The organism is Sciscionella marina DSM 45152, assembly GCF_000379465.1.
GTDB classification, from domain to species: Bacteria; Actinomycetota; Actinomycetes; order Mycobacteriales; family Pseudonocardiaceae; genus Sciscionella; species Sciscionella marina.
In genome coordinates, this window is sequence record NZ_KB905391.1 from 67,567 (window position 1) to 82,574 (window position 15,008).

The window sequence follows — 15,008 nt, forward strand, 5'->3', positions numbered from 1 at the left end:
CCATGTCGGACAATCAAAAAGGGAATCTGACCAATACCGCGCTGTTGGATGCACTGAACGAACGGGTCGTGGTCGCGGACGGTGCGATGGGCACCGCATTGCAGGCGCAGGATCTCTCCCTTGCCGATTTCGACAATCTAGAAGGTTGCAACGAGATCCTGAACGTGACCAGGCCGGACGTGGTCCGGGCCATCCACCGCGGCTACTTCGACGCGGGCGCAGACGCGGTCGAGACCAACACCTTCGGCTGCAACTTCGCGAACCTCGCCGAGTACGACATCACCGAGCGCAACTTCGAACTCGCCAGGACCGGCGCGGCGCTCGCTCGTGAGGTGGCCGACGAGTACGACGGCGACCGGTTCGTACTCGGCTCGATGGGCCCCGGGACGAAGCTGCCGACCCTCGGTCATGCCCCGTACGCCACGCTGCGGGACGCCTACGCGGACGCCGCGCGCGGGCTGCTGATCGGCGGCGCGGACGCGATCCTGGTGGAGACCTGTCAGGACCTGCTGCAGACCAAGGCCGCGGTGATCGGTTCCCAGCACGCCATGGAGCGGGAGGGCATCCGCATCCCGATCATCGCCCAGGTCACCGTGGAGACCACGGGGACGATGCTGCTCGGCTCGGAGATCGGTGCGGCGATGGTCGCGCTCGAACCGCTCGGCATCGACCTGATCGGGATGAACTGTGCGACCGGCCCGGCCGAGATGTCCGAACACCTCCGTTACCTCGCCAAGCACGCGAACGCGCCGATCTCGGTGATGCCGAACGCCGGACTGCCCGAGCTCGGCCCGAACGGCGCGGTGTACCCGCTGCAGCCCGAGGAGCTGGCCGCGGCGCTGAGCCAGTTCGTCACCGACTACGGCGCCCGGCTGGTCGGCGGCTGCTGTGGTACCACCGACCGGCACGTGGCGGCGGTGGCCGAGGCCGTGAAGGATCTCCGCTCGCCCGAGCGCAGTCCGGAGCGCGAGCCGAGTATTTCCTCGCTCTACCAGCCGGTTCCGTTCGAACAGGACGCCTCGGTGCTGATGATCGGCGAGCGTACGAACGCGAACGGCTCGAAGAAGTTCCGTGAGGCGATGATCGCCGAGGAGTGGAACGACTGCGTGGCGATCGCCAGGGACCAGACCCGGGACGGGGCGCACATGCTCGATGTGTGCGTCGACTACGTCGGCCGGGACGGTGCCAAGGACATGGCCGAGATCGCCGAGCGGTTCGCCACCGCATCGACCCTGCCGATCATGCTCGACTCCACCGAGATCGACGTGATCCGCACCGGGCTCGAACACCTCGGTGGACGGTGCGCGGTGAACTCGGTGAACTACGAGGACGGCGACGGACCGGAGTCCCGGTTCACCAAGGTCATGGAGCTGGTCCGGGAGTTCGGTGCCACCATCGTCGCGCTGACCATCGACGAGGAGGGCCAGGCGCGCACCGCGGACAAGAAGGTGGAGATCGCCGAGCGCCTGATCGCCGACATCACCGGCAAGTTCGGGCTCGCCGAGTCGGACATCATCATGGACACGCTGACCTTCACCATCGCCACCGGTCAGGAGGAGTCCCGCAAGGACGGTGTCGAGACGATCGAGGCGATCCGCAAGCTCAAGGAACGCCATCCGGATGTGCAGACCACGCTCGGCCTTTCGAACATCTCGTTCGGCCTGAACCCGGCGGCGCGTCAGGTGCTGAACTCGGTGTTCCTGCACGAGTGCCGCGAGGCCGGGCTCGACTCGGCGATCGTGCACGCATCGAAGATCCTGCCGATGGCCAAGATCGAGGACGAACAGCGCACGGTCGCCCTGGACATGATCTACGACCGCCGCGAGGGCGATTACGACCCGCTGCAGAAGTTCATGCAGCTGTTCGAGGGCGTCACCGCGTCCTCCTCGAAGGAGTCCCGCGCCGAGGAACTGGCGAAGCTGCCGCTGTTCGAGCGGCTCGAGCGGCGCATCGTGGACGGCGAGCGCAACGGCCTCGAGGACGACCTGATGGCGGCCCTCGAGGAGAAGTCCGCGCTGGAGATCGTCAACCAGACGCTGCTGGCCGGTATGAAGACCGTCGGTGAGCTGTTCGGTTCCGGGCAGATGCAGCTGCCGTTCGTGCTGCAGTCCGCCGAGGTGATGAAGACCGCGGTCGCCCATCTCGAACCGTACATGGAGAAGGCCGATGACGAGGGCAAGGGCAAGATCGTGCTCGCCACGGTGAAAGGCGATGTGCACGACATCGGCAAGAACCTCGTGGACATCATCCTGTCCAACAACGGTTACGACGTCGTCAACATCGGCATCAAGCAGCCGGTGAACGCCATCCTCGAAGCGGCCGAGGAGAACCGTGCCGACGTCATCGGGATGTCCGGACTGCTGGTGAAGTCGACGGTCATCATGAAGGAGAACCTCGAGGAGATGAACTCCCGGGGTGTCGCGGACAGGTTCCCGGTGATGCTCGGTGGCGCGGCCCTGACCCGTGGCTTCGTGGAGAACGATCTGACCGAGACCTTCAACGGGGATGTCCGCTATGCCAAGGACGCCTTCGAAGGGCTCCGGCTGATGGACAACCTGATGGCGGAGAAGCGCGGCGAGGCACCGGAGATCTCCGAGGAGGAGAAGGCCAAGGCCGCCGAGCGCAAGGCGCGGCACGAGCGCTCCAAACGCATCGCGGAGAAGCGCCGCGAGAAGGAGGAGGCCGAGGCGGGCCCGATCCCGGAGCGTTCCGACGTGTCCACCGACATCCAGGTGCCCACCCCGCCGTTCTGGGGAACCCGGATCTCCAAGGGTGTTCCGCTCGCGGACTACTCGGGCATGCTCGACGAGCGCGCCACCTTCCTCGGTCAGTGGGGCCTGCGCGGCACCAAGGGCAAGGAGGGGCCGAGCTACGAGGACCTGGTGGAGAGCGAGGGCCGCCCGCGGCTGCGCTACTGGCTCGAGCGGCTGTCCACCGACGGGATCCTGCAGCACGCGGCCGCGGTCTACGGCTACTTCCCGTGTGTGGCCGAGAAGGACGACCTCGTCGTGCTCACCGAGGCCGACCCGGACGCGCCCGAGCGCTTCCGGTTCAGCTTCCCGCGCCAGCGCAAGGACCGGCACCTGTGTCTCGCGGATTTCTTCCGCCCGCGGGAACTCGCCAAGACCCAGGGCCAGGTCGACGTGGTCGGGTTCTCCACGGTCACCATGGGCCAGCCGATCGCGGACTACGCCCAGGAGCTGTTCGAGAACAACGCCTACCGCGACTACCTGGAGGTGCACGGGCTCGGTGTGCAGCTGACCGAGGCGCTCGCCGAGTACTGGCACTCCCGGATCCGCGCCGAGCTGACCCTTCCGGACGGGTCCGCGGTGGCGAAGGACGACTCGCAGAACATCGAGGACTTCTTCCGGCTCGGCTACCGGGGTGCCCGGTTCTCGCTCGGTTACGGCGCCTGCCCGAACCTGGAGGACCGCGCCAAGATCGAGGAGTTGCTCGACCCGGAACGCATCGGGGTGAAGTTGTCCGAGGAACACCAGCTGCACCCGGAACAGTCCACGGACGCGATCGTCGTGCATCATCCAGAGGCGAAGTACTTCAACACCTGATGCAGTGTCGTGAGGGGAGAGGGGCCAGTTGACGGGACAGGAACTACGGGCCGTGCTGTGGGACATGGACGGCACGCTCGTGGACAGCGAGAAGCTGTGGGACATCCCGCTGCGGGAGATCGCCGAGCACTACGGTGTCCGGCTCTCCGAGCAGCAACGGGCCTCGCTCGTCGGCTCGAACATGGCCGACACCTCGGCCGCGCTGCTCGGATTCGCCGGAGTCGCGGCGACCGGGCAGCGCATGGCCGAGACCAGTAGCTGGATCACCGAACGTATCGCCGAGCTGTTCGCCCAGCCGCTGCCCTGGCGGCCGGGCGCGGCCGAGGCGTTGCGCTCGGTGCGTGCGGCCGGCTTGCGCAGTGCGCTGGTCACTTCGACCCAGCGGGACACCGCCGAGCTCGCCCTGAACACCATCGGCCCGGAGAACTTCGACGTGACGGTGTGCGGCGACGAGGTGGACGGGCTCAACAAGCCGCATCCGGAGCCCTACGCGAAGGCGGCGCGGCTGCTCGGCGTGGATCCGGCCGCGTGCATCGCGGTCGAGGACTCGGCCGCGGGCAGCGGCTCCGCGCGGGCGGCGGGGGCCGTGGTGCTGGTCGTGCCCTGTGACGCGCCCGTCGAACCGGGGGAGCGCACCGAACTGCGCGACTCGCTCGTCGGGGTGGACGCCGTCGAACTGACCAGGATCCACGCCACGCACTCTTAGCTACAACGGGGTGCGCAGCTGGCGCTCGGCCAGTTCGTACAGCACCCGGTACATCCCGTGCTGCTCGATGTTCTCCCGGGAGAACAGCTCGGCGATCGCGAACAGGTCCAGGCGCCTGCCGAGGGTGATCTGTTCGCGATCGCATCCGCTGCCGCGCGCGATCCCGTTGCCGAACGGGCCGGGCACGGAGCCGAGCCGTTCGAACCGCAGCAGATTGCCGAGGTCGTGTTCGAGCGGGGCGGCGCAGGTGAACTCCCAGTCGAGCAGGGCGGCCACGGTGTAATCCTTGCCCTCGCGGCGCAGCAGGATGTTCTTCGGGTTCGCATCGCTGTGCGAGCGGACCGGCCGGTGCAGCAGGTAATTCATCGTCTCGGCGTAGTCGGCTGCCATGGCCACCCAGCCGGGCGGGGCGGCGGTGATCCGTTCGAGCAGCTGCTCGAACAACTCCGCGGGCCGGATCGGCCATGGGGTGAACTCCAGCGGGTCCGTTCCGCGTTTCGCCTCGCCTGCGACCTCCCGCGGCCGGTCCCATACTGTGGCGAAGACGGCACCGATCCGTTCGCCGATGGTCTCGGCCTGGGCCCGGGTGGCGCGGGGGAGCACGGTCGAGGCGAGTTCACCGGGCACCAGGGCGAGCACGGCCCGGTCCGCCTCGGCGGCCAGCACCCCGGGCACCGGGATCCCGTCGGCGGCCGCCTCACGCAGCGCGGCCAGCTCGGTCCGGGCCGCATCCGCGCCGCCCTTCCAGCGCCGCAACACCACCGTGCGTTCCCCGTCGGTGACCGTTCGCATGTGGTTGGAGAACCCACCGTCGAGCGGCCGCGCGGACAGATTGCCGCGCAGCCCGGCGGTGGCGAGCAGCGCGGTCTCGGCGTCGTCGATCGGGGCGGTCATGGCCACCCAAGTTAGCGCCGACGGGGGCATGAAAGACTTGGCCCCCGTGAAGACCTTCGACGAGCTGTTCGCCGAACTGTCCGGCCGGGCCGTGGAACGCCCGGCCGGCTCCGGAACCGTCGCCGCTCTCGATGCCGGGGTGCACGCTCAGGGCAAGAAGGTGCTCGAGGAAGCGGGCGAGGTGTGGCTCGCCGCCGAGCACGAGTCCGACGATGCGCTCGCCGAGGAGATCTCGCAGCTGCTCTACCGCTTGCAGGTGTTGATGCTCAGCCGCGGACTCACCACCGAAGACGTCTACCGCTACCTGTAGGAGCCCTTCCGATGTTGCGTGTCGCCGTGCCGAACAAGGGGGCGCTCTCCGCTCCGGCGGCCGAGGTATTGGCCGAGGCCGGGTACCGGCAGCGCTCGGGTCGCGAGCTGACGGTCATCGATCAGCTGAACGAGGTCGAGTTCTTCTTCCTGCGCCCCAAGGACATTCCGGTCTACGTCGGTTCCGGGCAGCTCGACCTCGGGATCACCGGACGCGACCTGGCCCTCGACTCCGGCGCCGCGGTCGGCGAACGGCTCGCCCTCGGCTTCGGTTCCTCCACGTTCCGCTACGCCGCCCCCGCGGGAAAGCAGTGGACCGTCGAGGAGCTGCGCGGGCGTAGGCTCGCGACCTCGTACCCGCGGCTGGTGCGCGACGACCTCGCCCGGCACGGTGTCGAGGCGGAGGTGATCCGGCTCGACGGGGCGGTGGAGATCTCCGTGCAGCTGGGGGTGGCCGACGCGATCGCGGATGTGGTCGGTTCCGGCCGCACCCTGCGCCAGCACGAACTCGTCGCGTTCGGTGAGCCGATCTGCCGTTCGGAGGCCGTGCTGATCGAGCACTCGGATGCCGTGGACGACAAGGCGCGCGCCCAGCTCACCGCGCGGATCCAGGGTGTGGTGTATGCCCAGCAATACCTGATGCTGGACTACGACTGCCCGCGGGCGCTGCTGGACGAGGCGATCGCGATCACGCCCGGACTGGAATCGCCGACCGTGGCCCCGCTCGCGGACCCGGACTGGGTCGCGGTGCGCGCCATGATGCCGCGCGGCGAGGCGAACCGGCTGATGGACGAGCTCTCCGCGCTGGGCGCGCGGGCAGTGCTGGCCTTCGACATCCGCTCCTGCCGGATGTAATCCTTGACCTCCAGTTAACTGGAGGTGTTTCGCTGGTCGGTATGGCGACGATGCAGACCATCACTCCCGAGCAGTTCGAGACCGCGACCGTCGACGTGGACGCCTACCTCGCGCACGTTGGAGTGCCTCGCAGGCCCCCGTCGGCCGCTGCCTTGCACGAGCTCACCGAGGCGCATGCGCGGACCTTCCCATTCGAGAATCTGGACGTCATGCTCGGTCGGCGGCCGGACCTGGACCTCGGCGCGATCGTGGACAAACTGTTGCACCGGGGCCGCGGTGGTTACTGCTACGAACACGTGCTGCTGTTCGCCGCGGTGCTCGAACGCCTGGGCTACCGGGCCTGGCGGGTGTTGTGCAGGAGGAATCCGCAGGGGTCCGGGTACCGCACGCACGCGAGTGTGATCGTGGATGTCGAGGGCAGCGAGTATCTCGCCGACGTCGGGTTCGGGCTGGGCATGCCGCAGCCGATGCGGTTGACCGAAGGGGCGCGCGTGGACCAGTCCGGCAAGCCGCACCGGATGATGCTGCACGACGGGGCCTGGACGCTGGAACAGCACGGTCCGCAGGGCTGGATACCGTTGCATTCCTTCGATCTGGAACCGGCCTGGCCTTCGGATTTCGAGCTGGCCAACCACTTCATCAGCTCGCATCCGCGTTCGCCGTTCGTCGGCAAGATCGTGGTGTTCCGCACCGAGGCCGACCGGGTGTGCAGACTCGTGGGGAACACGTTCACCATCGAGTATCCGGGCGGGCGGAGCGAGGAACGCACCGTCACCGCGGCGGAGGTGCCCGAACTGCTCGGTTCCCTGGGGATCGCCCTGGACGAGGAGGAATCCGCCGGGATTCGCCGCGCCCTCGCGGTCTAGCGGTTCAGCGCGGGCGGATCATCAGTGGCTGGCTGCCACCGGCCACGTGCCCGTGCACATCGTGCAGCTCGGAGCGGGCCGTGCCCAGTCCGCCGGGCCCGATGGTGGTGCTCGCGTCGAGGCCTATCCACTCGCCCTCGGGCTCGCGCTGGATGTGCACGGTGAGCGCGGTGTTGATGAACCACCACCGGTCCGGGCGCAGCATGTTGGAGGCGCCGCTGCCGGAGTCGGCGACGGTCATCAGCCGCTGCAGCGGACTCGGCTCCTCTTCGTCCACGAGCGGGATCCGCTGGCGGACCCACAGCGCGGCCGGGCCGGGTTCGCCGAAGCCCCCGGTGAGACTGCGCCACTCCATCGCATCGATGTATCCGCGGCCCCACCCCTCGGGCATCGGGCTCTCCACGGACTGCTCGACCGGAGGCAGCGGGGCGACCGTGGAGGTGCGCACCGCCTCGCTGTCGCCGGCGATGATGCGCCACGCGGTGGCCCGGGCCACGACCCGGTCTCCGGAGGACAGCCGGGCGGACAGCAGTTCGACGGAGCGGCCCGGACGGTCGAGGGAGGCCGAGACCGTCAGTTCGTCGACGGGCACCGGTCCCAGGATGTCCACCGTGATGCTGGCGATCCTGGCGTCGAGCTCGCCGGGTACCGCCTCGAGCGCCCTGGTCATCAGCGCGGAAGGCGGGCCGAGGTGTTGTGCGCCCTCGGTCCAGGGGCCGGTCGTCTCCCACTGCGCCGCGAACCGGTTCTCGTCGAGTTGCTTGAAGAAGGGCATGCCCGGCTCAGTCCACTTCGCTTTCGGCTTGTTCGGCCGGACTCTCCGGCCAGCCCGGATATTCCGGAGGGGTGCCGCCGAAGGCCGGGCAGCGCGTCTTGTGTTCGCACCAGTCGCACAGCTTGCTCGGGCTCGGCCGGAAGTCCCCGGAATCGCCCGCCCGCCGGATGGCGCCCCAGATCGCCTCGCAGGTGCGTTCGAAACGGCGCAGCTCGCCCTCCTCGGGGGCGTAGGTGAGCGCCTCGCCGTCCCGCAGGTACATCAGTTTGAGCTGGTCGGGCACCTCGCCGCGCAATCGGAGCAGGGCCAGCGCGTAGAACTTCATCTGGAACAGCGCCTTGGCCTCGAACACCGCCCGCGGTGCCGCGCCGGTCTTGTAGTCGACCACCCGGACCTCTCCGGTCGGCGCGACATCCACCCGGTCGACGTAGCCGCGCAGCCGCACCCCGGAATCCAGCTCGGCTTCCACGAGCAGCTCGCAGGCGTCCGGATCGAAGCGGCTGGGATCCTCCATGCCGAAGTAGGTCTCCAGCAGCGGCCGTGCCGACTGCCGCAGCTGGTCCAGGCCTGCTTCGTCGAAGAACTCCGTGAGCTCGGGCTCGCGTTCGAGCAGTTCGGTGAGGCAGGGGTCCACGAGCTCGGCGGCCGTGGCGAGGGTGCGCTGTCCCGCGGGGAGCCCGAACAGCCGCTCGAGCACCGCGTGCACCACGGTGCCGCGTACCTGCGCCTCGCTCGGGCGTTCCGGGATGCGATCGATGGCGCGGAACCGGTAGAGCAGCGGGCACTGCTTGAAATCGGCGGCGCGCGAGGGGGAGAGGGCGATCGATCGCGGCTTGTGCCCGGACTGCGCTGTCCCCCCGGTCTGCTCGGCCGTCATGTTCATGCGGCAACCTTATTCCCCCGCACCGACAATCCTGTCCAGGCGTGCCGCCGAGGCCCGAAGTGCAGCGCATGACGGGCCTCCCACATCTCGGCGGTTAGGCTGCGTACGTGGCATCATCAGCGAGCGTGACGAGAGTGGTCCCGGATGGTGGCGGACTGCTGCTGTTCCGGGTACGCGGTGTCCCCGTGCTGCTCTCCGCGACCTGGTGGGTCGGTTCGCTGCTGATCGTGGCCCTGTACACGCCGATCGTGCAGCGGATACTCCCGGGGACCGGGCTGCTGGCCGCGGCGCTGTTCGCGGTCACCTTCGCCGTGCTGCTCGGGATTTCGGTGCTGCTGCACGAACTGGGGCACTGTGTCGTGGCGCTGCGCCTGAACATGGGCGTGCGCCGGATGCGTCTCTCGCTGCTCGGCGGGGCAACGGAGGTGGTGCGCTCACCGCGCCGCCCCGCGCAGGAGGGCTTGGTCGCGGTGGCCGGTCCGGTGGTGTCCCTCGCGCTCGCGGCGGTGTTCGCGGCGCTGTTGCTCGTGGTGCCCTACGGTGGCCCGGCCTGGTTGCTGATCATCGAGTGCGCGGTGGCCAATCTCGCGGTCGGGGTGTTCAACGCGCTGCCCGGGCTTCCGCTCGACGGCGGGCGGATCCTGCGCGCCGGGGTGTGGGCACTGACCGGACGGCGGACCCTCGGCACCAAGATCGCGGTGGCCGGCGCGGCGGCGATCTCGGTCGCGCTGCTCGCCTGGGCGATCGCCGGGCTGCTGGCCAACAGCGAGGACCGCTGGCTGCGGCTCGCGGTGTGCGCGCTGACCGCGTGGTTCGTCATCGCCGGTGCCCGCGAGGAACTGGACTCCGAGGTGCGCTCGGTGTGGCCCGCCGGGCTCACCCTCGGCGAGCTCGTGCGCCCGGTGCTGCAGCTGCCCGCGGAGAGCCCGGTCGCGGACGCGCTCGCCGCATCCGCGGGCCGCGGTGTGGTGCTGGTGCGCGCGGACGGGATTGCGGCGGGGCTGCTGGACGAGACCAGGGCCCAGCAATTGGCCGCGCACTCGCCGCAGGCCCCCGCGGAGCGTGCGGCGGAATCGGTCGGCGCGGGCAACGTGCTGCTGGACTCCGAGGACGGCGAGGACATCATCGAACGGGTTCGCACCACTGCGGCCTGGCAGTTCCTCGTCCTCGACGAACACGGGCGCCCCTCCGGGGTGCTGCACCGCGCGGACCTGCGCACGGCACTGCACGAGCGCCGCCGCTGAACCGGGCGCCGGCGTCTGCGAGGATGGCGCGCGTGCGTACAGGGGTTTTCGTCGAGGGGGACCGGGTCCAGCTGACCGATTCGAAGGGGCGCAAGTACGCGCTCGTGCTTCGTTCCGGGGAGAGTTTCCACAGTCATCGCGGCGAGATCCCGCATGACACAGTGCTCGGTAAGCCGGAGGGCTCGGTGGTGCTTTCCGCGAACGGCTCGGAATACCTGGCGCTGCGCCCGCTGCTCGCCGACTATGTGCTCTCCATGCCGCGCGGCGCACAGGTCATCTATCCCAAGGACGCCGCGCAGATCATCATGTGGGCCGACATCTTCCCCGGCGCGCGGGTGCTCGAGGCGGGAGCCGGTTCCGGGGCGCTGAGCTGTTCGCTGCTGCGCGCGGTCGGCGAGACCGGGCAGGTGTGCTCCTACGAGGTGCGCGAGGACCACGCCGAGCACGCGGAGCGCAACGTGCGGGCCTTCTTCGGTGACCTGCCCGAGAATTGGTCGCTGCGGGTCGGTGATCTCGCCGAGCACGAACCGGGCGAGCCCTTCGACCGCGTCGTGCTGGACATGCTCGCGCCGTGGGAGATGCTGGACACCGTGGCGCGCGGGATCGTCGAAGGCGGCGTGCTGCTGGTCTACGTGGCCACGACGACCCAGCTGTCCACGGTGACCGAGGCGCTGCGCGCGCAGGAGTGCTGGACCGAACCACAGGCCTGGGAATCGCTCATCCGGCCATGGCACGTGGTGGATCTCGCGGTGCGCCCGGAGCACCGGATGATCGCGCACACCGCCTTCCTGCTCACCACGCGCAGGCTCGCGGACGGCGTGGCCCCGCCGAAGCAGGGGCGCCGTCGCCAGCTGCGCTGAATTCGCTTGACCGGGTGCCGCGCCGGGCGAGCACGGTACGCCGTGGACCGCGATGCGCAGTAGGCACCGATATCCGAAAGTGTCGATGTGACCGTACCGAGCGCGGCTCGGATGTACCCCCGGTGCGCGGTCGGTGCCGGGCCGCCGATTGGGACGGGTCCTCAGGAGGTCGGCGGGAGCGTGGCGTCCGGCTCGTCCTGATCCGGCTCGGGGCCGATGTCCTGATCGGGACCGTCACCGGGATCGGCGGAGTCCTCTCCGGGAACGTTGAACTCGATCCCGCACAGTTGCCACTGGCCGCCCTTGCGCTGCAGGGAGATCCTGCCGGAGAACCGGTCCTGCGGGATGAGCTTGTCGTAGTTCTTCGGCAAATTGTCGAAGTTCTCGCTGATGTCCGCGACGGCCTGGCCCCTGCCGCGCATCCCGACCTGTTCGAGGGCGTACTGAACGTCGATCCGCTCGACATCCGCGCTCGCGCCCGCGGCGAGCCGGGGATCGTAGGCGTCGATCGTGCGCAGCATCTCCTCGCGCTGACCGGCGCAGGACAGCGAGGCGAACCCGTCGAGATCGCCCGAGTTGAGGTAGTCGAGCGCGGTGTTGGTGGTGCCCTCCGCGGTGCGGCCCGCGTCCCGGGGACCGTGCGAGACCACGGCCTCCTTGCGCGGGGTGTGCTTGGTGTCGTCCACGTTGAGGAACCAGCCGGGATAGGCGAAGCCCGCGACACCGAAGGCGGCGAGCAGCACCACGACGACGGTTCCGACGCCGAGCAGTAGCCCGGTGCGTCTACGGCGCCCACCAGCCGAAGGCGCACCGTTGTGCTGCCGAGGCTCCGGCGTGCGATACGGATTCGTCGCCGGTTTCTGCGAGGACATGGCAAAACCCTGGTTGTGCGTGTGGTGCGTGGCTGCGCGGGGCAACGGTATCGTGCCGCTCCGGAGGGCTCGCCGCAGCTCAGGTGAAGAGCGTTGGATAACTGTTATCGAGCGAAAACACAAGGTGATCAAGGCCACACGCCCACGAGGTGGTGCAGCTGCCGGTTCACCGTGTCGGCAGGAGCCGTGAATACGGCGTTCTGCCCCGCAGCGCACCGCGAATGACCTGGCGGCATCGTCTCGCCAACTGGGCGGTGACGACACCGGCAACATTTGGTACTCACGGGATGTCGGTGATCGCTTGTACCGTAGGGGAAAACAGAGCGGGAGGAGGGTTGCCGATATGCAGCACGACCGCACCGGTGGCCACTACGAAGACGGTGGCTCCCCCGAGGATCAGTTCGCGGACGGCGAGGTCGGCGAATTCGTCGAATCCAGCACGTCCCCGACCCCAGACGCCTCGACCACGAGGGACCCTGCTGCGCAGGTCCGGCTCCTGGAAGAGGAAATCAACCAACTACGACGCAGGCTCGCCGAGTCCCCGCGTCAGTCGCGCGCGCTCGAGCAGCGGCTGACCGAGGCGAACGAGCGGGTCAACCAGTTGACCGAGCGCAATACGAAGCTCGTCGACACCTTGCGTGACGCCCGCAGCCAGCTGCTGGCGCTGCGTGAGGAGGTCGACCGGCTTGCCCAGCCGCCGAGCGGCTACGGCGTCTTTCTCGGCAGGCACGAGGACGGCACGGTCGACGTGTACACCTCGGGGCGCAAGATGCGCGTCGTCGTTTCGCCCGCGGTCGAAGGTGAGAGTCTTCGGCTCGGGCAATCGGTGCGGTTGAACGAAGCGCTGACCGTCGTGGAGGCGGGCTCTTTCGAACGTGTCGGCGAGGTGTGCGGGCTGCGTGAGGTGCTGGCCCCGATCGAGCAGGATCAGCCACACCGGGCGCTGATCGTCGGGCATGCCGACGAGGAGCGCGTGGTGCTGCTCGCCGAATCCATCGAGGCCGATCTGCTCAAGCCGGGTGATTCGCTGCTGGTGGACACCAAGGCCGGTTACGCCTACGAGCGGGTTCCGAAGGCCGAGGTCGAGGATCTCGTGCTGGAGGAGGTCCCGGATGTGCGCTACGAGGACATCGGTGGCCTGTTCCGCCAGATCGAGCAGATCCGGGACGCGGTCGAACTGCCATTCCTGCACAAGGACCTGTACACCGAGTACGAGCTCACCCCGCCCAAGGGTGTGCTGCTCTACGGGCCGCCCGGCTGCGGTAAGACGCTGATCGCGAAGGCGGTGGCGAACTCGCTGGCGAAGCAGACAGCGGAGAGCTCGGATCCGGACAACCCGAGTGCGGTCGCGGAGGCGAAGTCCTACTTCCTCAACATCAAGGGCCCCGAGCTGCTGAACAAGTTCGTCGGGGAGACCGAGCGGCACATCCGCACGATCTTCCAGCGGGCGCGGGAGAAGGCCTCGGCGGGTACCCCGGTGATCGTGTTCTTCGACGAGATGGACTCGATCTTCCGCACCCGCGGTTCCGGTGTCTCCTCGGATGTGGAGACCACGATCGTTCCGCAGCTGCTCGCCGAGATCGACGGTGTCGAGGGTCTGGAGAACGTCATCGTGATCGGCGCGTCCAACCGCGAGGACATGATCGACCCGGCGATCCTGCGTCCGGGCCGGCTGGACGTGAAGATCAAGATCGAGCGTCCGGACGCGGAGGCGGCGACCGACATCTTCGCGAAGTACCTGACGAAGTCGTTGCCGATCCACGCCGACGACCTCGCCGAGTTCGGTGGCAATCCGCAGTCCTGCATCGACGCGATGATCCAGCACACCGTCGACCGGATGTACGCCGAGAGCGACGAGAACCGGTTCCTCGAGGTGACCTACGCCAACGGGGACAAGGAAGTGCTGTACTTCAAGGACTTCAACTCCGGCGCGATGATCGAGAACATCGTGGCGCGGGCGAAGAAGACCGCGGTGAAGGCCGTGCTGGAGACCAAGCAGCCCGGGCTTCGCGTGCAGCACCTGCTCGACGCGATCGTGGACGAGTTCGCCGAGAACGAGGACCTGCCGAACACCACGAACCCGGATGACTGGGCGCGCATCTCCGGCAAGAAGGGGGAGCGGATCGTCTACATCCGGACCCTCGTCACCGGAAAGAACGCCGAGTCCGGACGGGCGATCGACACGGCCAACAACACCGGTCAGTACCTTTAGAGAGTGGATCGGTTCGCGATCGGGCTCGCTGCCCTCGGCAGGCCCGCCTACCTCAATCTCGGACGCGAAGGAGCACTTCCGGCCGACCGCACCGTCGAGGCGATGCGGTCGGCCACCTTCGCGGTGCTCGACGAGGCGTACGCGGCGGGTGTCCGGTGGGTGGATGCGGCCCGTTCGTACGGCCTCGCCGAGGAATTCCTCGCGTCCTGGCTCGGCGAGCGCGGTCACCGCGATGTCACCGTGTCCAGCAAATGGGGTTACACCTACGTCGGCGATTGGCGGCGCACGGCCGAGGTGCACGAGGTCAAGGAGCACAGCCTCACCCGGCTGCGCGAACAGCTCGCCGAGACCCGGAAACTGCTCGGGGACCGGCTCGATCTGTACCAGGTGCACTCGCTGACCGTGGACAGCCCGCTGTTCGAGGACCCGGGCTTGCTCGGTGCCCTCGCGGACCTGGCCGCCGAAGGGGTGCGGCTCGGCTTCTCCACCTCCGGGCCACGCCAGGCCGATGCGGTGCGCAGGGGATTGGCGCTCGAGGTGGACGGCGCACGACTGTTCACCGCGGTCCAGTCGACGTGGAACCTGCTCGAGCCCTCGGTGGGCCCCGCTCTCGCCGAGGCCCACGATTCGGGTGCGCTCGTGCTCGTCAAGGAACCGCTGGCGAACGGAAGGCTCGCCGTCGATCCCCCGGAGCTGGTGCGCGCGGCCGCCGTGCGGGAGCACACGGATCCGGACGTGATCGCCCTGTCCGCGGTGCTGACCCGGACGTGGGCCGATCGCGTGCTGCTCGGCCCGGCGAGTACCGGGCAGCTGACCAGTAATCTGCGGGCGGCCGGGATCGGTGTGGATGTCCGCGAGGACCTTGCCGAGGCCCCGGAACGCTACTGGTCCCAACGGGCGGAACTGACCTGGACCTGACCGCGGCCCGGCCACGATAATCCGCAGGAGCTGTGATTCACTTCACCT

General features: G+C 68.7%; 13 protein-coding genes. 9 read left to right on the forward strand and 4 right to left on the reverse strand.

Translation table 11 applies throughout. From position 1 onward, the window contains the following. Positions 1 to 2: 2 nt before the first annotated feature. Together metH and A37U_RS44045 are read left to right on the forward strand one after the other, a co-directional pair. On the forward strand, positions 3 to 3,566 hold the full coding sequence (gene metH, locus A37U_RS0116605) for a methionine synthase (protein WP_020497780.1): 3,564 nt from the start codon (positions 3 to 5) through the stop codon (positions 3,564 to 3,566). Positions 3,567 to 3,630: 64 nt separating this feature from the next. Next, positions 3,631 to 4,272: an HAD family hydrolase gene (locus A37U_RS44045; RefSeq protein WP_040587945.1), complete on the forward strand. Its 642-nt coding sequence runs from the start codon at positions 3,631 to 3,633 to the stop codon at positions 4,270 to 4,272. On the opposite strand, the gene A37U_RS0116615 is transcribed toward A37U_RS44045, so the two are convergent. Continuing rightward, positions 4,273 to 5,166 (reverse strand): phosphotransferase family protein, encoded by an 894-nt coding sequence (locus A37U_RS0116615; RefSeq protein ID WP_020497782.1) that lies wholly within the window; start codon positions 5,164 to 5,166, stop codon positions 4,273 to 4,275. 46 nt (positions 5,167 to 5,212) lie between these two features. Between A37U_RS0116615 and A37U_RS0116620 the strand changes: the two genes are divergently transcribed. From A37U_RS0116620 to A37U_RS0116630, 3 genes are read left to right on the forward strand one after another with little or no spacing between them, the layout of a single operon-like run. Next, entirely contained in the window at positions 5,213 to 5,476 is a 264-nt protein-coding gene (locus A37U_RS0116620; RefSeq protein WP_020497783.1) for a phosphoribosyl-ATP diphosphatase, read from the forward strand. An 11-nt stretch (positions 5,477 to 5,487) separates the two neighbouring features. Continuing rightward, a complete protein-coding gene (gene hisG / locus A37U_RS0116625; RefSeq protein ID WP_020497784.1) occupies positions 5,488 to 6,330 on the forward strand; it encodes an ATP phosphoribosyltransferase in 843 nt (280 codons plus the stop codon). A 41-nt stretch (positions 6,331 to 6,371) separates the two neighbouring features. After that, on the forward strand, positions 6,372 to 7,196 hold the full coding sequence (locus A37U_RS0116630) for an arylamine N-acetyltransferase family protein (protein WP_020497785.1): 825 nt from the start codon (positions 6,372 to 6,374) through the stop codon (positions 7,194 to 7,196). Positions 7,197 to 7,200: 4 nt separating this feature from the next. Here the strand turns inward: A37U_RS0116630 and A37U_RS0116635 are convergent, their stop codons facing one another. Continuing rightward, complete coding sequence (locus tag A37U_RS0116635; protein ID WP_020497786.1) at positions 7,201 to 7,971, reverse strand: thioesterase family protein; 771 nt, start codon at positions 7,969 to 7,971, stop codon at positions 7,201 to 7,203. A gap of 7 nt (positions 7,972 to 7,978) precedes the next feature. Continuing rightward, on the reverse strand, positions 7,979 to 8,854 hold the full coding sequence (locus A37U_RS0116640) for a RecB family exonuclease (RefSeq protein WP_020497787.1): 876 nt from the start codon (positions 8,852 to 8,854) through the stop codon (positions 7,979 to 7,981). Positions 8,855 to 8,988: 134 nt separating this feature from the next. Between A37U_RS0116640 and A37U_RS0116645 the strand changes: the two genes are divergently transcribed. Further along, on the forward strand, positions 8,989 to 10,098 hold the full coding sequence (locus A37U_RS0116645; RefSeq protein ID WP_020497788.1) for a site-2 protease family protein: 1,110 nt from the start codon (positions 8,989 to 8,991) through the stop codon (positions 10,096 to 10,098). Between the two features lie 23 nt (positions 10,099 to 10,121). Further along, entirely contained in the window at positions 10,122 to 10,958 is an 837-nt protein-coding gene (locus A37U_RS0116650; protein ID WP_026197287.1) for a tRNA (adenine-N1)-methyltransferase, read from the forward strand. A gap of 161 nt (positions 10,959 to 11,119) precedes the next feature. Here the strand turns inward: A37U_RS0116650 and A37U_RS0116655 are convergent, their stop codons facing one another. Further along, a complete protein-coding gene (locus A37U_RS0116655) occupies positions 11,120 to 11,830 on the reverse strand; it encodes a hypothetical protein (RefSeq protein WP_157182872.1) in 711 nt (236 codons plus the stop codon). A gap of 343 nt (positions 11,831 to 12,173) precedes the next feature. Here A37U_RS0116655 and arc point away from each other — a divergent pair, with 343 nt between their 5' ends. Then, a complete protein-coding gene (gene arc, locus A37U_RS0116660) occupies positions 12,174 to 14,042 on the forward strand; it encodes a proteasome ATPase (protein WP_020497791.1) in 1,869 nt (622 codons plus the stop codon). Positions 14,043 to 14,045: 3 nt separating this feature from the next. After that, positions 14,046 to 14,960 carry an aldo/keto reductase gene (locus A37U_RS0116665; RefSeq protein WP_020497792.1) on the forward strand — a complete coding sequence of 305 codons (915 nt, stop codon included), beginning with the start codon at positions 14,046 to 14,048 and terminating at the stop codon, positions 14,958 to 14,960. The last annotated feature ends 48 nt before the right edge of the window (positions 14,961 to 15,008 follow it).

Excerpts from the sequence above, each read along its gene's own strand:
- A37U_RS0116650 (WP_026197287.1), top strand. The coding sequence starts at position 10,122 with ATGGCGCGCGTGCGTACAGGGGTTTTCGTCGAGGGGGACCGGGTCCAG.
- A37U_RS44045 (WP_040587945.1), top strand. The coding sequence starts at position 3,631 with ATGGACGGCACGCTCGTGGACAGCGAGAAGCTGTGGGACATCCCGCTG.
- A37U_RS0116655 (WP_157182872.1), bottom strand. The coding sequence starts at position 11,830 with ATGTCCTCGCAGAAACCGGCGACGAATCCGTATCGCACGCCGGAGCCT.
- A37U_RS0116615 (WP_020497782.1), bottom strand. The coding sequence starts at position 5,166 with ATGACCGCCCCGATCGACGACGCCGAGACCGCGCTGCTCGCCACCGCC.
- A37U_RS0116635 (WP_020497786.1), bottom strand. The coding sequence starts at position 7,971 with ATGCCCTTCTTCAAGCAACTCGACGAGAACCGGTTCGCGGCGCAGTGG.
- hisG (WP_020497784.1), top strand. The coding sequence starts at position 5,488 with ATGTTGCGTGTCGCCGTGCCGAACAAGGGGGCGCTCTCCGCTCCGGCG.
- A37U_RS0116640 (WP_020497787.1), bottom strand. The coding sequence starts at position 8,854 with ATGAACATGACGGCCGAGCAGACCGGGGGGACAGCGCAGTCCGGGCAC.
- A37U_RS0116630 (WP_020497785.1), top strand. The coding sequence starts at position 6,372 with ATGGCGACGATGCAGACCATCACTCCCGAGCAGTTCGAGACCGCGACC.
- metH (WP_020497780.1), top strand. The coding sequence starts at position 3 with ATGTCGGACAATCAAAAAGGGAATCTGACCAATACCGCGCTGTTGGAT.
- arc (WP_020497791.1), top strand. The coding sequence starts at position 12,174 with ATGCAGCACGACCGCACCGGTGGCCACTACGAAGACGGTGGCTCCCCC.